We start from the raw sequence: 16,113 nt of genomic DNA on the forward strand, positions 1-16,113 counted from the left end.
CACCCACAGACAGCGGTCAGGCCGTACGGAGGTCTCCGTACGGCCTGACCGGTCGTCCGCCCGCGTGAGGGCTACGCAGGTACGCTCGCCACGCCCGGCGCCAGGAACCGCTTGCCGTTCACACGCTCCGAGACGCCTTCCCGGTCCAGATACGGTGTGATGCCGCCCAGATGGAAGGGCCAGCCCGCGCCCGTGAGCAGACAGAGGTCGATGTCCTGCGCCTCGGCGACGACGCCCTCGGCCAGCATCAGCCCGATCTCCTGAGCCACCGCGTCCAGCACACGCTCCCGGGTCTGCTCCTCCGTCAGGACCGTATCGCCCTGCTTGAGGAGCGCGGCGACCTCCGGATCCAGCTCCGGCGCGCCCGAGTCATAGACATAGAAGCCGCGCTTGCCCGCCTTCACGACCGCCGCGAGGTTCTCCGAGACCGTGAAACGGTCCGGGAACGCGCGGTGCAGCGTCTCGGAGACATGCAGCCCGATCGCCGGGCCGACCAGCTCCAGCAGCACCAGCGGCGACATCGGCAGCCCCAGCGGCTCCACCGCGCGCTCCGCCACCGCGACCGGAGTGCCCTCGTCGATGACATTCTGGATCTCGCCCATGAAGCGCGTGAGGATACGGTTGACGACAAACGCCGGCGCGTCCTTGACCAGCACCGCGCTCTTCCTGAGCTTCTTCGCCACTCCGAACGCCGTCGCCAGCGCCGCATCGTCGGTCCGCTCGCCGCGCACGATCTCCAGCAGCGGCAGGATCGCGACCGGATTGAAGAAGTGGAAGCCCACGACACGCTCGGGATGCTTCAGCTTCGACGCCATCTCGGAGACCGACAGCGACGAGGTGTTGGTGGCGAGGATCGCATGCGCCGGAGCGACCGCCTCGACCTCCGCGAACACCTGCTGCTTGACGCCCATCTCCTCGAAGACGGCCTCGATGACGAAGTCCGCGTCCGCGAAGCCCTCGGCCTTGTCCAGCACACCGGAGACCAGCGCCTTGAGCCGGTTCGCCTTGTCCTGGTTGATACGGGACTTCAGCAGCAGCTTGTCGATCTCGCCATGGACATACCCGACGCCCTTGTCGATACGCTCCTGGTCGATGTCCGTGAGGACGACCGGGACCTCAAGCCGGCGCAGGAAGAGCAGCGCGAGCTGCGAGGCCATCAGTCCGGCGCCGACCACGCCCACCTTGGTGACCGGACGGGCCAGCGACTTGTCCGGCGCTCCGGCCGGGCGCTTGGCGCGCCGCTGCACCAGATCGAAGGCATAGATCCCGGCGCGCAGCTCGCCGCCCATGATCAGGTCCGCCAGCGCCCGGTCCTCGGCGTCGAAGCCCGCCTGGAGGTCGCCGTCCTTGGCCGCGGCGATGATGTCGAGCGCGCGGTAGGCGGCCGGAGCCGCGCCGTGCACCTTGGAGTCGGCGAAGGCCCGGCCGCGCGCGACGGCCTGGTCCCAGGCCTCACCGCGGTCCACCGCGGGCCGTACGATCTCCAGCTCGCCCTTGAGCACGGACGCCGTCCACAGCAGCGACTGCTCCAGGAAGTCCGCGCCCTCGAAGATCGCGTCCGCGATTCCCAGCTCATGCACCTGGGCGCCCTTGAGCTGCTTGTTCTGGCTGAGCGAGTTCTCGAGGACGACCGAGACCGCGCGCTCGGCGCCGATCAGATTCGGCAGGAGCGTACAGCCGCCCCAGCCCGGCACCAGACCGAGGAAGACCTCGGGCAGCGAGAACGCGGGCAGCGCGGCCGACACCGTGCGGTACCGGCAGTGCAGACCGATCTCCACACCGCCGCCCATCGCCGCGCCGTTGTAGTACGCGAACGTCGGCACGGCCAGCGCGGCGAGCCGCTTGAAGACGTCATGGCCGCCGCGGCCGATCGCGAGGGCGTCCTCGTGGCGCTTCAGCAGCTCCACGCCCTTGAGGTCGGCGCCGACGGCGAAGATGAACGGCTTGCCGGTCACGCCCACACCGACGATGGCGCCCTCGGACGCCTCCGCCTCGACCTGGGCGATCGCGGCGTCCAGATTCGCCAGCGACTGCGGGCCGAACGTCGTCGGCTTCGTGTGGTCGAGACCGTTGTCCAGCGTGATCAGCGCGAAGCGCCCGGCGCCCGCGGGCAGATCGAGATGGCGTACATGCGCCTGGGTGACGACCTCGTCGGGGAACAGCTCGGCCGCGCCCTTCAGGAGTTCAGCGGTGCTCACTTGGTGCCTCCGTCGAAGTGCGGGTTCTCCCAGATGACCGACGCGCCCATGCCGAAGCCGACGCACATCGTGGTCAGTCCGTACCTGACGTCGGGTCGTGCCTCGAACTGCCGGGCGAGCTGCGTCATCAGCCGTACGCCGGAGGAGGCCAGCGGATGGCCGAACGCGATGGCGCCGCCGTACTGGTTGACGCGCTCGTCGTCGTCCGCGATGCCGTAGTGGTCGAGGAAGGCCAGCACCTGCACGGCGAAGGCCTCGTTGATCTCGAACAGCCCGATGTCGGAGATCGAGAGGCCCGCCTTGGCGAGGGCCTTCTCCGTCGACGGGATCGGCCCGTAGCCCATCACCTCGGGCTCGACACCCGCGAAGGCGTACGAGACGAGCCGCATCCTGACCGGCAGTCCCTGCTCGCGCGCGAAGTCCTCGGCGGCGATCAGCGAGGCCGTGGCGCCGTCGTTGAGCCCGGCGGCATTGCCCGCGGTGACCCGGCCGTGCGGCCGGAACGGCGTCTTGAGCCCGGCCAGCGTCTCCAGCGTCGTACCGGGCCGCATCGGCTCGTCGGCGGTGGCCAGACCCCAGCCGGTCTCGCCTGCCGCCGGATCGGTACGGCGGATCGAGATCGGCACCAGATCCTGCTGGATCAGACCGTTCGCATACGCCTTGGCGGCCTTCTCCTGCGAACGCACCGCGTACTCGTCGGCACGGAGCTTGGTCAGATGCGGGAAGCGGTCGTGCAGATTCTCGGCCGTCATCCCCATGAAAAGGGCGGAGTCGTCCACGAGCTTCTCGCTCACGAACCGGGGATTGGGATCCACACCCTCACCCATCGGATGCCGGCCCATGTGCTCGACACCGCCGGCCACGACGATGTCGTACGCGCCGAACGCGATGGAGCCCGCCGTACTGGTCACCGCGGTCAGCGCGCCCGCGCACATCCGGTCCACGGAGTAGCCGGGCACGGACTGCGGCAGCCCGGCGAGGATGCCCGCGGTACGGCCGAGCGTGAGGCCCTGATCACCGATCTGCGTGGTCGCGGCGATCGCGACCTCGTCGATCCGCGCCGGGTCGAGATCCGGGTTGCGGCGCAGCAGCTCCCGGATCGCCTTCACGACAAGATCGTCGGCCCGGGTCTCGTGGTACATGCCCTTCGGGCCCGCCTTGCCGAACGGGGTACGGACGCCGTCGACAAAGACGACGTCCCTGACGGTACGAGGCACGATGGCTCTCCTCCAGGGTGCGGGATGGCACTGCGGGAGCACGCCGAAGCGCGCGCGTACCCATGCTACTCCCCAGTAACCGACCGCGCCCCGTCGGCCTTTTCTTTTGAGGGCTCGGTTCGCCTCCGGGCGCTTTATGCCACTGTCGACGGTCGACCGTGCTCGATTCGCTCGTACCTCGCGAACCTCCGCGCGCTCTCCCTTTCGACAGCGGCGCGCCCTTCGGCTCACTCGCCGGCGGCCGTGCGGGGCCGGAACGTCTCCGCAACCCGAACCTGTCCGGGCTGGCCGGTTCGTCCTCAAACGCCGGACGGGCTGGTTTTTCCGGCCTGCGGCCGGGCGCGAACGGGTCCCACGCACCCCCACCGTCCGGGCACCCGGCACCGGTGCCGACGGTTCCGTCCTCAATCGCCGGACGGGCTGGATTTTGCCCCACAATCTGGGAGCCCGGCACCGGGCTGGGCCGTTCCGTCCTCAATCGCCGGACGGGCTTGGTGGGTGCCCGGCACGAGCCGCAGCCGGGCCCACGGGCGGGAGGGGGGCGGGGTCGTAGGAGGTGCGTGTCCGGACACTAAAGCGTGATTTGTGCCGCACACGAAACCCGCACCCAACAACTGACCCGCACGCGGCGTAAATCATGCCGTCCGGACATGTACCTCCGGAGGCCCCGGCACCCGCACCCACCACCGGCCCCCGCGCCGCAGGCGCGTAAAGCCCCCGCCGCACGGCGGCCCCCCCCGCCGGGAGGCGTTAAGGCGCCGGTGACAGCGAGCGCGTCAGCAACGGTGCCACCTGGGCGATCTGCCACGGCCTCGCCCCGTACTCCGCCAGCGCCAGCGACACCGCTTCCACCGTCCGCTCCCGCGGCGGCTCCCAGCAGACCCGCCGCACCGTGTCCGGCGTGATCAGGTTCTCCTGCGGCATGTTCAGCCGCTCCGCCAGCGCCGAGACCGCCGCGCGCGCCGCCGACAGCCGCTCCGCCGCCTCCGGGTCCTTGTCCGCCCAGGAGCGCGGCGGCGGCGGTCCCGCGACCTGCTGGCCCGGCTGTGGGAGGTCCGCGTCCGGCAGGGCGCGCGCCCGGTCCACCGCCGCCTGCCACTGTTCGAGCTGGCGCCGTCCCATCCGATGGCCGAAACCGGGCAGCGCGGTGAGCGCGTGCACATTCACCGGCAGGGCCAGCGACGCCTCGATGATCGCCGTGTCGCTCAGCACCTTGCCCGGGGAGACGTCGCGCCGCTGCGCGACCCGGTCACGGGTGGTCCACAGCTCCCGTACGACCGCCATCTGCCGGCGGCGGCGCACCTTGTGCATCCCCGACGTACGGCGCCACGGATCCTTGCGCGGCGCCGGCGGCGGGGCCGAGGCGATCGCCTCGAACTCCTGGTGCGCCCACTCCAGCTTGCCCTGCCGGTCCAGCTCCTTCTCCAGCGCGTCGCGCAGATCGACCAGCAGCTCCACATCGAGCGCGGCGTACCGCAGCCAGGGCTCGGGAAGAGGCCGCGTCGACCAGTCGACGGCGGAGTGGCCCTTCTCCAGCGCGTACCCGAGGACGTTCTCGACCATCGCGCCGAGCCCGACCCGGGGGAAGCCCGCCAGCCGGCCTGCCAGTTCCGTGTCGAACAGCCGGGTGGGCGTCATGCCTATTTCGCGCAGGCACGGAAGATCCTGCGTGGCCGCGTGGAGGATCCACTCGGTCTCCGCGAGCACCTCGCCGAGCCCGGAGAGATCAGGGCAGCCGACCGGATCGATCAGTGCCGTGCCCGCGCCCTCACGGCGCAGCTGGACGAGATACGCGCGCTGACCGTAGCGGTAGCCGGACGCGCGCTCCGCGTCGACGGCCACCGGGCCGGTGCCCGCGGCGAAGGCCGCGATCACTCCGGCCAGGTCTGCTTCGGCGGCGACCACCGGCGGAATGCCCTCGCGGGGCTCCAGCAAAGGGATCGGCGCCGATTCGCCGTCGCCCGGGGGCTGCGACATCAGCGGCTGCCGCCGCGGGCCCCCGGTGGTTCGCAGTGCTGGCTCTGCTGCGGTCTCTTGGGCGTCGGTCACCTGTCAAGGGTATCTGTGAACGGACGGCGCCCGTCGACGGAACGTTCCGTCGACGGGCGGTGGGGGGAGAACGGGGGAGCGGGGTCGGTCAGTGGATGATGCCGGTACGGAGGGCCACGGCGACCATCCCCGCCCGGTCGCCCGTGCCGAGCTTGCGCGCGATACGGGCGAGATGGCTCTTGACGGTGAGCGCGGACAGGCCCATCGAGACACCGATGGCCTTGTTGGACTGGCCTTCGGCCACCAGCCTGAGCACCTCGACCTCACGGCCGGAGAGCTCGCGGTAGCCGCCCGGGTGGCTCGGCGCGCCGGGCGGGCGGCGGTGCATCCGCTGACCGGCGCCGATGGGGGCGGCGCCGGGGCGGGTGGGATGGCCGATGTTGGTGCGTGTGCCGGTCACGACATAGCCCTTGACGCCGCCCGCGAGGGCGTTGCGCACCGCGCCGATGTCATCGGCGGCGGAGAGGGCGAGGCCGTTGGGCCAGCCGGCGGCTCGGGTCTCGGACAGCAGGGTCAGCCCGGAACCGTCGGGCAGGTGGACGTCGGCAACGCAGATGTCGCGCGGGTTGCCGACGCGGGGGCGTGCCTCCGCGATGGACGATGCCTCGATGACGTCTCGTACTCCAAGCGCCCACAGATGGCGGGTGACGGTGGAGCGGACGCGCGGGTCGGCCACGACGACCATGGCCGTCGGCTTGTTCGGGCGGTAGGCGACCAGGCTTGCGGGCTGCTCGAGGAGAACGGACACCAGGCCTCCTGGGAAGGTGCGGGACGGCGCCGGCTCTGGGGGATGAAGCCGGAGGGAACCGTGTTTGAAGGGTCATTGACCTCTTCGGCAGCAATCCCGCCCGCCTTTAGAGAATGATCACGATTTGGTGAGTAACAATTCGGGCAATTCGGACGGGTGATCGATCATCCTATGACCGGTCCCATCGCTCCGACGTGCAAGGAGAGCACCGAGAGGACGGAGAGCATGGCGAACCGCCGCCGTGGCGTCATGACGCCACGGCGGCGGTGTGAAGGAGCGTCAGTTACGTCAGATGCGTCAGATACGTCAGGACACAGGACATACGTCGGATACGTTCGGATACGTCAGGACACCTGTGGACCGCGCCGCTGGGGCAGGGACACCACGCCCGCGCCGGAGCCCGCCTCCGCGGGTCCCTGGAGCGGTCCCGGCGCGGCCGGCGGCAGTCCCGCGATCTGGCAGAGCAGATCGCACCAGGCGGCGAGATGCGCCGCGGTGTCGGGCACTCCGGCCCGGCCCTCGCGCGGTGTCCAGGACGCGCGGATCTCGATCTGGGTCGCCGGTCTGCGCTCGGCGAGACCGCCGAAGTAGTACGAGCCGGCCCGTGTGACCGTACCGCCGGCCTCTCCGTACGACAGTCCGCGCGCCTCCAGCGCGCCCGTCAGCCAGGACCAGCACACCTCGGGCAGCAGCGGATCGGCGGCCATCTCCGGCTCCAGCTCCGCCCGCACCAGCGTGACCAGCCGGAACACTCCCTGCCAGGCCTCGTGTCCGGCCGGATCGTGCAGCAGGATCAGCCGGCCGTCGGCGAGATCGTCCTCGCCGTCGACGACCGCCGCCTCCAGGGCGTACGCGTACGGTGCGAGCCGCTTCGGCGGCGGCGTCGGCTCGATCTCGATCCCGGGACGCAGCCGCGCCGACCGCAGTGCTTCGACCGCCGTACGGAACGCGGACGGGACGGAGCCCCCCTCCGCGCTGCCTGTTCCCTCGGTGCCGTTGGAATGATCGGAAAACTGTCCCTGAGCCGCAGCCATGCGGGGAAGAGTAGGCGGAACGCGCGTCTCGCGCAGGGAGGGACACCCGGGCCGGGGCAGCGGCTTCCCCGTACATGCGAAGATTCTGGTCGTGAGCGCGATTGACCGCCCTTCGGGCCAGCAGACGAAGACAGACGAATCGGCCTTTCTCAAGGCGTGCAGGCGTGAACCGGTACCGCACACGCCGGTCTGGTTCATGCGGCAGGCCGGGCGCTCGCTGCCGGAATACCTCAAGGTCCGCGAGGGAATTCCGATGCTGGAGTCCTGTATGCGGCCCGAGCTGGTCACCGAGATCACACTCCAGCCCGTACGGCGCCACAAGGTCGACGCCGCGATCTACTTCAGCGACATCGTCGTCCCGCTCAAGGCCATCGGTCTCGACCTCGACATCAAGCCGGGCGTCGGCCCGGTCGTCGCCGACCCGATCCGCAGCCGGGCCGATCTCGCGCGGCTGCGCGATCTCACTCCCGACGATGTCTCCTATGTCACCGAGGCGATCGGGATGCTGACCGGAGAGCTGGGCTCCACACCGCTCATCGGCTTCGCCGGCGCTCCCTTCACCCTCGCCAGCTATCTCGTGGAGGGCGGTCCGTCCCGCAACCACGAGCACACCAAGGCGATGATGTACGGCGATCCGGCGCTCTGGGCCGATCTGCTGGACCGGCTCGCGGACATCACCTCGGCCTTCCTCAAGGTGCAGATCGAGGCGGGCGCGAGCGCCGTGCAGCTCTTCGACTCCTGGGTGGGCGCCCTGGCCCCGGCCGACTACCGCCGCTCCGTACTGCCGGCCTCGGCCAAGGTCTTCGACGCGGTCGCCGCGTACGGTGTGCCGCGTATCCACTTCGGTGTCGGTACGGGCGAGCTGCTCGGCGCGATGGGCGAGGCCGGCGCGGATGTCGTCGGCGTCGACTGGCGCGTACCGCTCGACGAGGCGGCCCGCCGGATCGGCCCGGGCAAGGCGCTCCAGGGCAATCTCGATCCGGCCGTCCTCTTCGCGCCGACCGCCGTGGTGGAGGAGAAGGCCGACGAGGTGCTCGACGCGGCGGCCGGGCTGGAGGGCCATGTCTTCAATCTGGGCCATGGTGTGCTGCCGAGCATGGATCCGGACGCCCTGACCAGGCTGGTGGAGTACGTCCACACCAGGACCGCCCGCTGAGCGCGCAGGGACCAGGGCCTCTCGTCCCCGGCTACATTCCCGCCGCCCGTACCGCCGTCGTCGCCTTGCGCGCGGCGACCAGCACCGGATCCCAGACCGGCGAGAACGGCGGCGCGTAGCCGAGGTCCAGAGTCGTCATCCGCTCCACGGTCATCCCGGCCGTCAGCGCGACCGCCGCGATGTCCACGCGCTTGCCCGAGCCCTCGCGGCCCACGATCTGGACGCCCAGCAGCCGGCCCGTACGGCGCTCCGCGAGCATCTTCACCGTCATCAGGGCCGCGCCCGGGTAGTAACCGGCCGTGTTGGTGGACTCGATGGTCGCGGTGACGAACTGGAGGCCCGCGCGGCGGGCGTCCTTCTCGCGCAGTCCCGTACGGGCGATCTCCAGATCGCAGACCTTGCTGACGGCCGTACCGACCACACCGGGAAAGGTGGCGTAGCCGCCGCCCGCGTTCGCGCCGATGATCTGGCCGTGCTTGTTCGCGTGGGTGCCCAGGGCGAGATGGCGGGTGGTGCCGGAGACCAGATCGAGGACCTCCACACAGTCGCCGCCCGCCCAGATGTTCTCGTGGCCGCGCACCCGCATCGACTGATCGGTGAGCAGTCCGCCGTGCGGCCCGAGCGGCAGTCCGGCGGCGCGGGCGAGTGAGGTCTCCGGTACGACACCGATCCCGAGCACGACCACATCGGCCGGATACTCGGCGTCCTCGGTGGCCACGGCCCGCACCCGGCCGTCCTCGCCGGTGAGGACCTTGGTGACCGGCGCGCCGCCCACCGTGGTGATGCCCATCCCGTCCATCGCCTCATGGACCAGCCGGCCCATGTCCGGATCGAGCGTGGCCATCGGCTGCTCGTCCTGGTGGACGACCGTGACCTCGTAACCGCGCTTCAGCAGCGCCTCGGCCATCTCCACACCGATATAGCCCGCGCCCACGACGACCGCGCGTCGGCCGCGTGTACCGGCCAGCGTGTCCAGCAGCGCCTGGCCGTCGTCCAGTGTCTGTACGCCGTGCACGCCCGGCGCGTCGATCCCGGGCAGCGCCGGGCGCACAGGGCGCGCGCCGGTCGCGATGACCAACTTGTCGAAACCGGTCCAGCTCTCACTGCCGTCGCTGAGATCCCGCGCCAGAACCCGCTGCCCGGCCACATCGATCTCCATGACCTCCGTACGCGTACGGAGGTCGATGGCGCGCTCGCGGTGCTCCTGCGGAGTACGGGCGATCAGATCGTCGCGTTCGGTCACGTCGCCGCTCACCCAGTACGGAATGCCGCACGCCGAGAACGAGGTGAAGTGGCCGCGTTCGAAGGCGACGATCTCCAGCGCCTCCGGGCCCTTCATCCTGCGGGCCTGCGATGCGGCGGACATGCCCGCCGCATCGCCGCCGATGACCACCATGCGCTCCGCCGCCATTGCGCGTCCCTTCGTTGCGTATCCATGGGAAACGCTACGCGGGCGGAGCGCGGATCAGTCCTCCGGTGCGGCCCCCGGGGCCGGCCCGGCGGGAGCGGCGGGAGCCGCCGAGCCGCCAGGTCCGGTCGGGCCGTTTCCTTCAGGAGCGGCCGGGACCGTCGTGGGACGTCCCTGGTGCGCTCCGGTCACGGGCAGCAGCCGGCGCGCCAGCCGCCACAGCGCGTAGAGCACGGCGAGCGCCACGGCGAACGGCGCCACCGCGCCGATCACGACCGCGATCCAGCGCAGTGTTGCCGTGAACGCGTCCCAGCCGCCGCCCAGCGCGTCCAGGAAGCCCGGGGCCTCCTCCTTCTTCTCCGGCTTCACGACCGGCGCCTCGGAGAGCTCCAGAGTGATCGTGGCCAGCGTGGTGCGGTCCTTGAGCGAGGCCTGCTGGGCGAGCAGTGACTCCAGCGCGGCCTGACGGCTGCTCAGCTCGCCCTCCAGCGCGACCACATCGCCGAGCTTGGTGGCCCGGTCCATCAACTCCCGTATCCGTGCCACGCTCACCCGCTGCGAGGCGATCCTGCTGTCCACGTCGACCACCTGGTCGGTGACGTCCTTGGCGTTCGCCTTACGGGCCAACAGCGTGCCGGTGCCGGTCAGTTCGGCAAGGACCGAGTCGTACTCGTCCTGCGGCACCCGCAGCACGATGCGCGACATCACATAGGAGTCCTCGTCCCGCTCGGTGGACTCGTTCTCGACCAGGCCTCCGGCGTTCACGGCGGCGTCCCGCGCCGTGGACAGCGCCTTCTGGGTGTCCTTGACGCGTACGGTCAGTTCGGCGGTACGGATCACATGCGTACCTGCCCGCGAGGGCGGCGCGCTCGCCTTCACGCCTTCGCTGCCCGGCGCCTGTGCCGCCCGGTCGGCCGCTCCGGCGCCCTCCTGCTTGCCGCCCTGTGCCGGAACGGCCTTCGCGTCCGAGGACGAAGTCCGACTCGTGCTGTCGTTCGCACCGCATCCGGCGAGTGCGAGCGAGATGGTGAGCAGTGCCGCCGCGAACGCGGGTGTCCTGCGCATACCGGCCCCCCAAGGTGAAAATCAGATGACGCCGGTTCGACGTCCGGGCCCTGAGGGCGGGTTGCCCGTTTCCGGTTCCGAAGCGGTCACGGTCGGGACTCGTTACGGGTTTGAGAGAGTGGAGCCATGGAGCCGAGCGCGCAGCACGTGGACACACACACAGGTCATGTCGTCGTCATCGGAGGTGGTATCGCCGGTCTGGCGGCGGCCCACCGGCTGCTGGGCGCCGGGATCGATGTGACGCTGCTGGAGGCCACCGGCCGGCTCGGCGGAAAGCTGTACGCCGGTGAGATCGAGGGCGCGCCCGTCGACCTCGGAGCCGAGTCGATGCTCGCGCGCCGCCCGGAGGCCGTCGAGCTCGCCCGCGCCGTCGGGCTCGGCGGACTGCTCCAGCCGCCCGCCACCGCCACCGCCTCGGTCTGGACCCGTGGCGAGCTGCGGCCGATGCCCAAGGGCCATGTGATGGGCGTGCCGGGCGATCCCGCCGCGCTCGCCGGTCTGCTCTCCGAGGAGGGCCTGGCCCGGATCGCCCGCGAGCCCGAACTGCCGCCCACAGAGATCGGTGACGACGTATCGGTCGGCGCGTATGTCGCTGAGCGGCTCGGCAGGGAGGTCGTCGACCGGCTGGTGGAACCGCTGCTCGGCGGCGTCTACGCGGGCGACGCGTACCGCATCTCCATGAAGTCGGCCGTCCCGCAGCTCTTCGAGGCGCTCAAGAGCCATCACTCGCTGCTGGAGAGCGTCCGCGCCCTCCAGGCCGAAGCCGCCGCGGCGCAGCGGTCGGCAGGCGAGGCCGGCGCGGTCTTCGCGGGCATCGAGGGCGGCGTGGGCCGGCTGCCGGGCGCCGTGGCCGATGCCGTACGGGCCGGCGGCGGCCGGATCCGTATGGAGAGCCCGGTCCTCGGTCTGACCCGTACCGCCGACCGGTGGCGGATCCGTACCGACCGTGAGGTGCTGTCCGCCGACGGTGTGGTCCTGGCGGCTCCCGCGTGGTCCGCATCCGCCCTGCTCGCCGACGAGTCCCCGGCCGCCTCCGCCGAACTCGCCGGGATCGAGTACGCCTCGATGGCGCTGGTGACGATGGCCTTCCGGCGCGCCGACGCCGACGCGCTGCCCGACGGCAGCGGCTTTCTCGTACCGCCCGTCGACGGACACACGATCAAGGCGTCGACCTTCTCCACCCGCAAGTGGCGCTGGGTCGCGGATGCCGCGCCTGATCTCTTCCTGCTGCGTACCTCGATCGGGCGGTACGGCGAGGAGGAGCGGGTGCACCAGGACGACGCCGATCTGGTCGAGGTGTCCCTGCGCGACCTCGGCGAGGCGACCGGGCTCACCGCGCGTCCCGTGGCCACCGAGGTCACCCGCTGGATCGACGGTCTGCCGCAGTATCCCGTGGGACATCAGGCCCGGGTGGCGCGGATCCGGGAGGCCGTCGCCAAGCTGCCGGGCCTGCGCGTCTGCGGCGCTCCCTACGACGGTGTCGGCATCCCGGCCTGTGTCGCGAGCGCCCGCCGCGCGGCCGACGAGATCATCGCCACGTCGACCCTGGCGTGGGGCACCGGACGCGGCGCGGGAGAATAGGGCCATGACTGCTGTTCCAGAGAAGACCCCGAACGCGGGCAAGAAGGCCAAGGACCTCAACGAGGTCATCCGCTACACGCTGTGGTCCGTCTTCAAGCTGCGTGACGTGCTGCCCGAGGACAGGACCGGCTACGCGGAGGAGGTCCAGGAGCTGTTCGACCAGCTCGGCGCCAAGGACATCACCGTACGGGGCACCTACGACGTGTCCGGGCTGCGCGCCGACGCCGATGTCATGATCTGGTGGCACGCCGAGACCTCGGACGAGCTCCAGGAGGCGTACAACCGCTTCCGCCGCACACGGCTGGGACGGGCGCTGGAGCCGGTCTGGTCGAACATGGCGCTGCACCGGCCCGCCGAGTTCAACAAGTCGCACGTACCGGCCTTCCTGGCCGACGAGACGCCTCGGAACTATGTGAGCGTCTATCCCTTCGTACGCTCGTACGACTGGTATCTGCTGCCCGACGAGGACCGCCGCAGGATGCTCGCGGACCACGGCAAGATGGCGCGCGGCTATCCGGACGTACGCGCCAACACCGTGGCGTCGTTCTCGCTCGGCGACTACGAGTGGGTGCTCGCCTTCGAGGCCGACGAGCTGTACCGGATCGTCGATCTGATGCGTCATCTGCGCGGCTCGGAGGCGCGGATGCATGTCCGCGAGGAGGTCCCGTTCTACACGGGCCGCCGCAAGTCGGTCGCGGAACTGGTCGCCGGACTGGCCTAGGTCCGCTCGGTGGCCGGTCCTCGGCTGTACGGACCGGCCGTCCCGCCCGGAAGATCAGACGATCGGCGGCAGCTTGCGGCCGCCCGACCGCTCGTCCAGCGACACCGGGTTCGGTTCCGTGTGCGGCGCGCACTCCGCGCGCCGCACCGGTGCCTCTCCACGGAGGAGATAGTCCTCCAGATATTTGTTGACGCAGGCGTTGTTGCCGCCGGCGATCCCGTGCGTACCGGCGTCGCGCTCGGTCACCAGTGCGGAACCGGCCAGCCTGCGCTGGAGTTCGAGCGCTCCCTCGTACGGCGTCGCCGCGTCCCGCTCGGCCGCCAGGATCAGCGTCGGCGGCAGCTCGCCCGGCCAGGTACGGACATCGAGCGGCTGCTGCCGTGGCACCGGCCAGTAGGCGCACGGCAGATTCATCCAGGCGTTGTCCCAGGTCTCGAAGGGCGCGCGGCGCGCGAGTTCGGTGTTGTCGCGGTCCCACACCTGCCAGTCCGTCGGCCAGGGCGCGTCATTGCACTCGACGGCGGTGTACACGGCGTTGCCGTTCTCGCTGTCGGCGGCGGCCACCGGCCTGGGCGAGGCCTGTGCGATCAGCGGCGCCGGATTGCCCTTGACGTACTCGGAGAGCGCGGTGGCGCGCATCGCCCAGTAGTCGTCGTAGTAACCGGCCCCGAGCATCGCCGCCTGCAACTGGCCGGGACCGACCTTTCCGCCGGCCGGCTCGTGCGCCACCGCGGCGCGCACCGTCTCGTAACTCCGCTGGACCTCCTCCGGCGTGGTGCCGAGCCGATAGGTCTTGTGGTGCTTGGCGACCCAGGCACGGAAGTCGGCCCAGCGGCGCTCGAACGCGACCGACTGATCGAGGTTGTTGCCGTACCAGATCTGCCGCGGATCCGGATTGACCGCCGAGTCGAAGACCATCCTGCGTACATGGGACGGGAAGAGCGTCGCGTAGAGCGCGCCGAAGTACGTGCCGTACGAGGCGCCCATGAAGGTCAGCCGCTCCTCGCCGAGCGCCGCGCGCAGTACGTCCAGATCGCGGGCGTTGCTGAGGGAGGTGAAGTGGGCCAGGGCGGGACCGGTGTTCTCGGCGCAGCCCTGGGCGTACGCCTTGGCCTCGGCGATCCGCTCCAGTTTGTACGACTCGGAGGGATGCGTCGGCGACTGGGTCGGGGCCTTGGTGAAGTCCGCCGGATCCTGACAGGAGAGCGGTGCGGAGCGGCCCACTCCGCGAGGCGCGTAGCCGACGATGTCGTACGCCTGGGCGATCCGCTTCCACTCGGGCATCTCGGCGGCCATCGGGAAGTACATGCTGGAGGCGCCCGGGCCACCGGGATTGAAGACCAGCGCGCCCTGCCGCTGGTCCGGCTCTCCGCTCGCGCGGACACGGCTGACGGTGAGACGGATCTTCTTGCCTTCGGGCTCGGCGTAGTCGAGCGGGACCTGGACCGTGCCGCAGGTGATGTGCGGCGGCAGCATCTCGGACTTGGGACAGGGACCGAACGCGACACCGGTGGCGGCGGCGCGCCGGGCGGCACGGGCGACGCCCCGGCTCTCGACGGCGGCCTTCGTACGGGAGATGACCGCACCGGCGATACCGGAGCCGGGGCCCATGCCGCCCGTGCTGCCCCTGTCGCCTGTGCCGTCGGCGCCGTCCGCGGGAGTGACGACGAGGGCCGACAGGACCAGGGAGCCGAGGGTGGTCAGAGCCCCGTACTTCGCTACTGCGCGCATCGCGTTCCCTTCAGGCCTGCGGTTGTGGGATCAACCGCAGACAGAGGGTCGGCAGCGGGAGTGGGCTTCGCAAGGACTGGTGAGCGGTGTCGGAGGCGATGACTCCGATGCGCCCGAGGGCCACTCAGGAGGCTCTTCCGAGGTGCGGAGTCGTGCGGGATGTGCGGGGGAGCGGTGGGACAGCGGCGGGACAGACGAGACAGACGGGACTGAGGCGGGATCCGGTCTCAGGAGCTGCCTCCGCCGCAACTGCTGCCTCCTCCTCCGCAGCTGCTGCCGCTCCCGCCGCCGCAGCTGCTCCCGGAGGAACCTCCGCTGCTTCCGCAGGAGTTCGCGCCACAGCCGGATCCCGATCCGCCGCAGCCCGTACCGGAACCGGGATCTCCGCCCGAGCACCATGCCACCGCCTCGGCGGAGGTGTGTCCGACGGTGGAGAAGCGATGTCCCGACCGTGGCAGGGCGGCGGCCCGCAACTGCCGTTGCAGTACGGGATCGGGCAGCGCCGTGATGCCGTACGCCGCGACGAGCCGGTCCGCCGAGGCGCCGCCGCCGTACGGATGCGCGGCGACGAACTCCCGTAGCGCCCGCTGCCCGGCCGCGGTGATCCGCCGCCCGGTGACGGACGAACAGACCATTCCGACGACGACTCCGGCGAAGAGCGTCGGCAGCAGGGAGAAGCCCGCCGGACTGCCGTCGCCCGGGACGGAGCCCGCGACGAACACCATGATGGCGAGGACGAAGCACACGGGCAGTCCGATGAAACAGACCAGCGCCTGTATCCCGCCCCAGCGCCTCGGCCCGCGCGCCTCCGCCGGAGGCACCAGCAGACCACGGGCCGCGAGCGCGTCGCCCACCCGCTGTACGGCGGGACCGCGCATCACCGCGAGCCGGAGCGTGTGCAGGGCGCCGCTGGGCGCCATGGCGTGTTCCTGGATTACCGCCTGCTCCACCTCGTTCCTGGCGACCGGGTGCGGTACGGAGACGATGCTGGGACCGCCGATGACCATCCGGCCGTCCGCGTGCATCCCGGCGATCGCGGCGTCCGCGACCCGGCCGGGACCGCCGCCGAGGAACGCGGCCTCCATCACGTCATGGACGGGACCGCCCTGGCCACGGCGGCGCAGCCGGACCACGGCGGAGATCAGCAGTACGGAGGAGACGGCCACGGCGAGATGGACCACCGTCACAAGAACCACGGTCATCGT

Annotated in this window: 12 protein-coding genes; 3 read left to right on the forward strand and 9 right to left on the reverse strand. The window is 70.9% G+C overall.

All coding sequences use genetic code 11. The features are described 5' to 3' along the window. Positions 1–71: 71 nt before the first annotated feature. The 5 genes from ACFV6H_RS15735 to ACFV6H_RS15755 all read right to left on the reverse strand — a co-directional run bounded on the left by ACFV6H_RS15735 (position 72) and on the right by ACFV6H_RS15755 (position 7,246). The gene (locus ACFV6H_RS15735) at positions 72–2,198 is read right to left on the reverse strand and encodes a 3-hydroxyacyl-CoA dehydrogenase NAD-binding domain-containing protein (RefSeq protein ID WP_385541933.1); all 2,127 of its coding nucleotides are present in this window, start codon (positions 2,196–2,198) and stop codon (positions 72–74) included. Then, positions 2,195–3,415, reverse strand: coding sequence for a thiolase family protein (locus ACFV6H_RS15740; protein WP_385541935.1), 1,221 nt, complete (start codon positions 3,413–3,415; stop codon positions 2,195–2,197). Before ACFV6H_RS15740 ends, ACFV6H_RS15735 begins: the two co-directional genes overlap by 4 nt. A 750-nt stretch (positions 3,416–4,165) precedes the next feature. Next, positions 4,166–5,464 (reverse strand): HRDC domain-containing protein, encoded by a 1,299-nt coding sequence (locus ACFV6H_RS15745; protein ID WP_385541937.1) that lies wholly within the window; start codon positions 5,462–5,464, stop codon positions 4,166–4,168. 88 nt (positions 5,465–5,552) lie between these two features. Beyond that, complete coding sequence (locus ACFV6H_RS15750) at positions 5,553–6,212, reverse strand: response regulator transcription factor (protein ID WP_093605154.1); 660 nt, start codon at positions 6,210–6,212, stop codon at positions 5,553–5,555. A 344-nt stretch (positions 6,213–6,556) separates the two neighbouring features. Further along, on the reverse strand, positions 6,557–7,246 hold the full coding sequence (locus ACFV6H_RS15755; protein ID WP_384981074.1) for a DUF3000 domain-containing protein: 690 nt from the start codon (positions 7,244–7,246) through the stop codon (positions 6,557–6,559). A 91-nt stretch (positions 7,247–7,337) separates the two neighbouring features. Between ACFV6H_RS15755 and hemE the strand changes: the two genes are divergently transcribed. Further along, positions 7,338–8,402, forward strand: coding sequence for a uroporphyrinogen decarboxylase (hemE, locus tag ACFV6H_RS15760; protein WP_385541940.1), 1,065 nt, complete (start codon positions 7,338–7,340; stop codon positions 8,400–8,402). A gap of 31 nt (positions 8,403–8,433) precedes the next feature. Here hemE and ACFV6H_RS15765 read toward each other — a convergent pair whose 3' ends face one another. Further along, positions 8,434–9,813, reverse strand: coding sequence for an FAD-dependent oxidoreductase (locus ACFV6H_RS15765; RefSeq protein ID WP_385541942.1), 1,380 nt, complete (start codon positions 9,811–9,813; stop codon positions 8,434–8,436). A 54-nt stretch (positions 9,814–9,867) separates the two neighbouring features. Further along, positions 9,868–10,875, reverse strand: coding sequence for a DUF4349 domain-containing protein (locus ACFV6H_RS15770; protein ID WP_385541944.1), 1,008 nt, complete (start codon positions 10,873–10,875; stop codon positions 9,868–9,870). A 126-nt stretch (positions 10,876–11,001) separates the two neighbouring features. Here ACFV6H_RS15770 and hemG point away from each other — a divergent pair, with 126 nt between their 5' ends. Together hemG and hemQ are read left to right on the forward strand one after the other, a co-directional pair. Further along, positions 11,002–12,456, forward strand: coding sequence for a protoporphyrinogen oxidase (gene hemG / locus ACFV6H_RS15775; RefSeq protein ID WP_385541946.1), 1,455 nt, complete (start codon positions 11,002–11,004; stop codon positions 12,454–12,456). Between the two features lie 4 nt (positions 12,457–12,460). Further along, complete coding sequence (gene hemQ, locus ACFV6H_RS15780; RefSeq protein WP_093602080.1) at positions 12,461–13,177, forward strand: hydrogen peroxide-dependent heme synthase; 717 nt, start codon at positions 12,461–12,463, stop codon at positions 13,175–13,177. Between the two features lie 54 nt (positions 13,178–13,231). Here hemQ and ACFV6H_RS15785 read toward each other — a convergent pair whose 3' ends face one another. After that, positions 13,232–14,908, reverse strand: a complete 1,677-nt coding sequence (locus ACFV6H_RS15785) for an alpha/beta hydrolase (protein ID WP_385541949.1) — start codon at positions 14,906–14,908, stop codon at positions 13,232–13,234. A gap of 227 nt (positions 14,909–15,135) precedes the next feature. Beyond that, on the reverse strand, positions 15,136–16,110 hold the full coding sequence (locus tag ACFV6H_RS15790) for a TIGR04222 domain-containing membrane protein (protein ID WP_384981090.1): 975 nt from the start codon (positions 16,108–16,110) through the stop codon (positions 15,136–15,138). Positions 16,111–16,113 lie beyond the last annotated feature (3 nt).

The organism is Streptomyces sp. NPDC059743 (assembly GCF_042732975.1).
GTDB lineage: Bacteria > Actinomycetota > Actinomycetes > Streptomycetales > Streptomycetaceae > Streptomyces.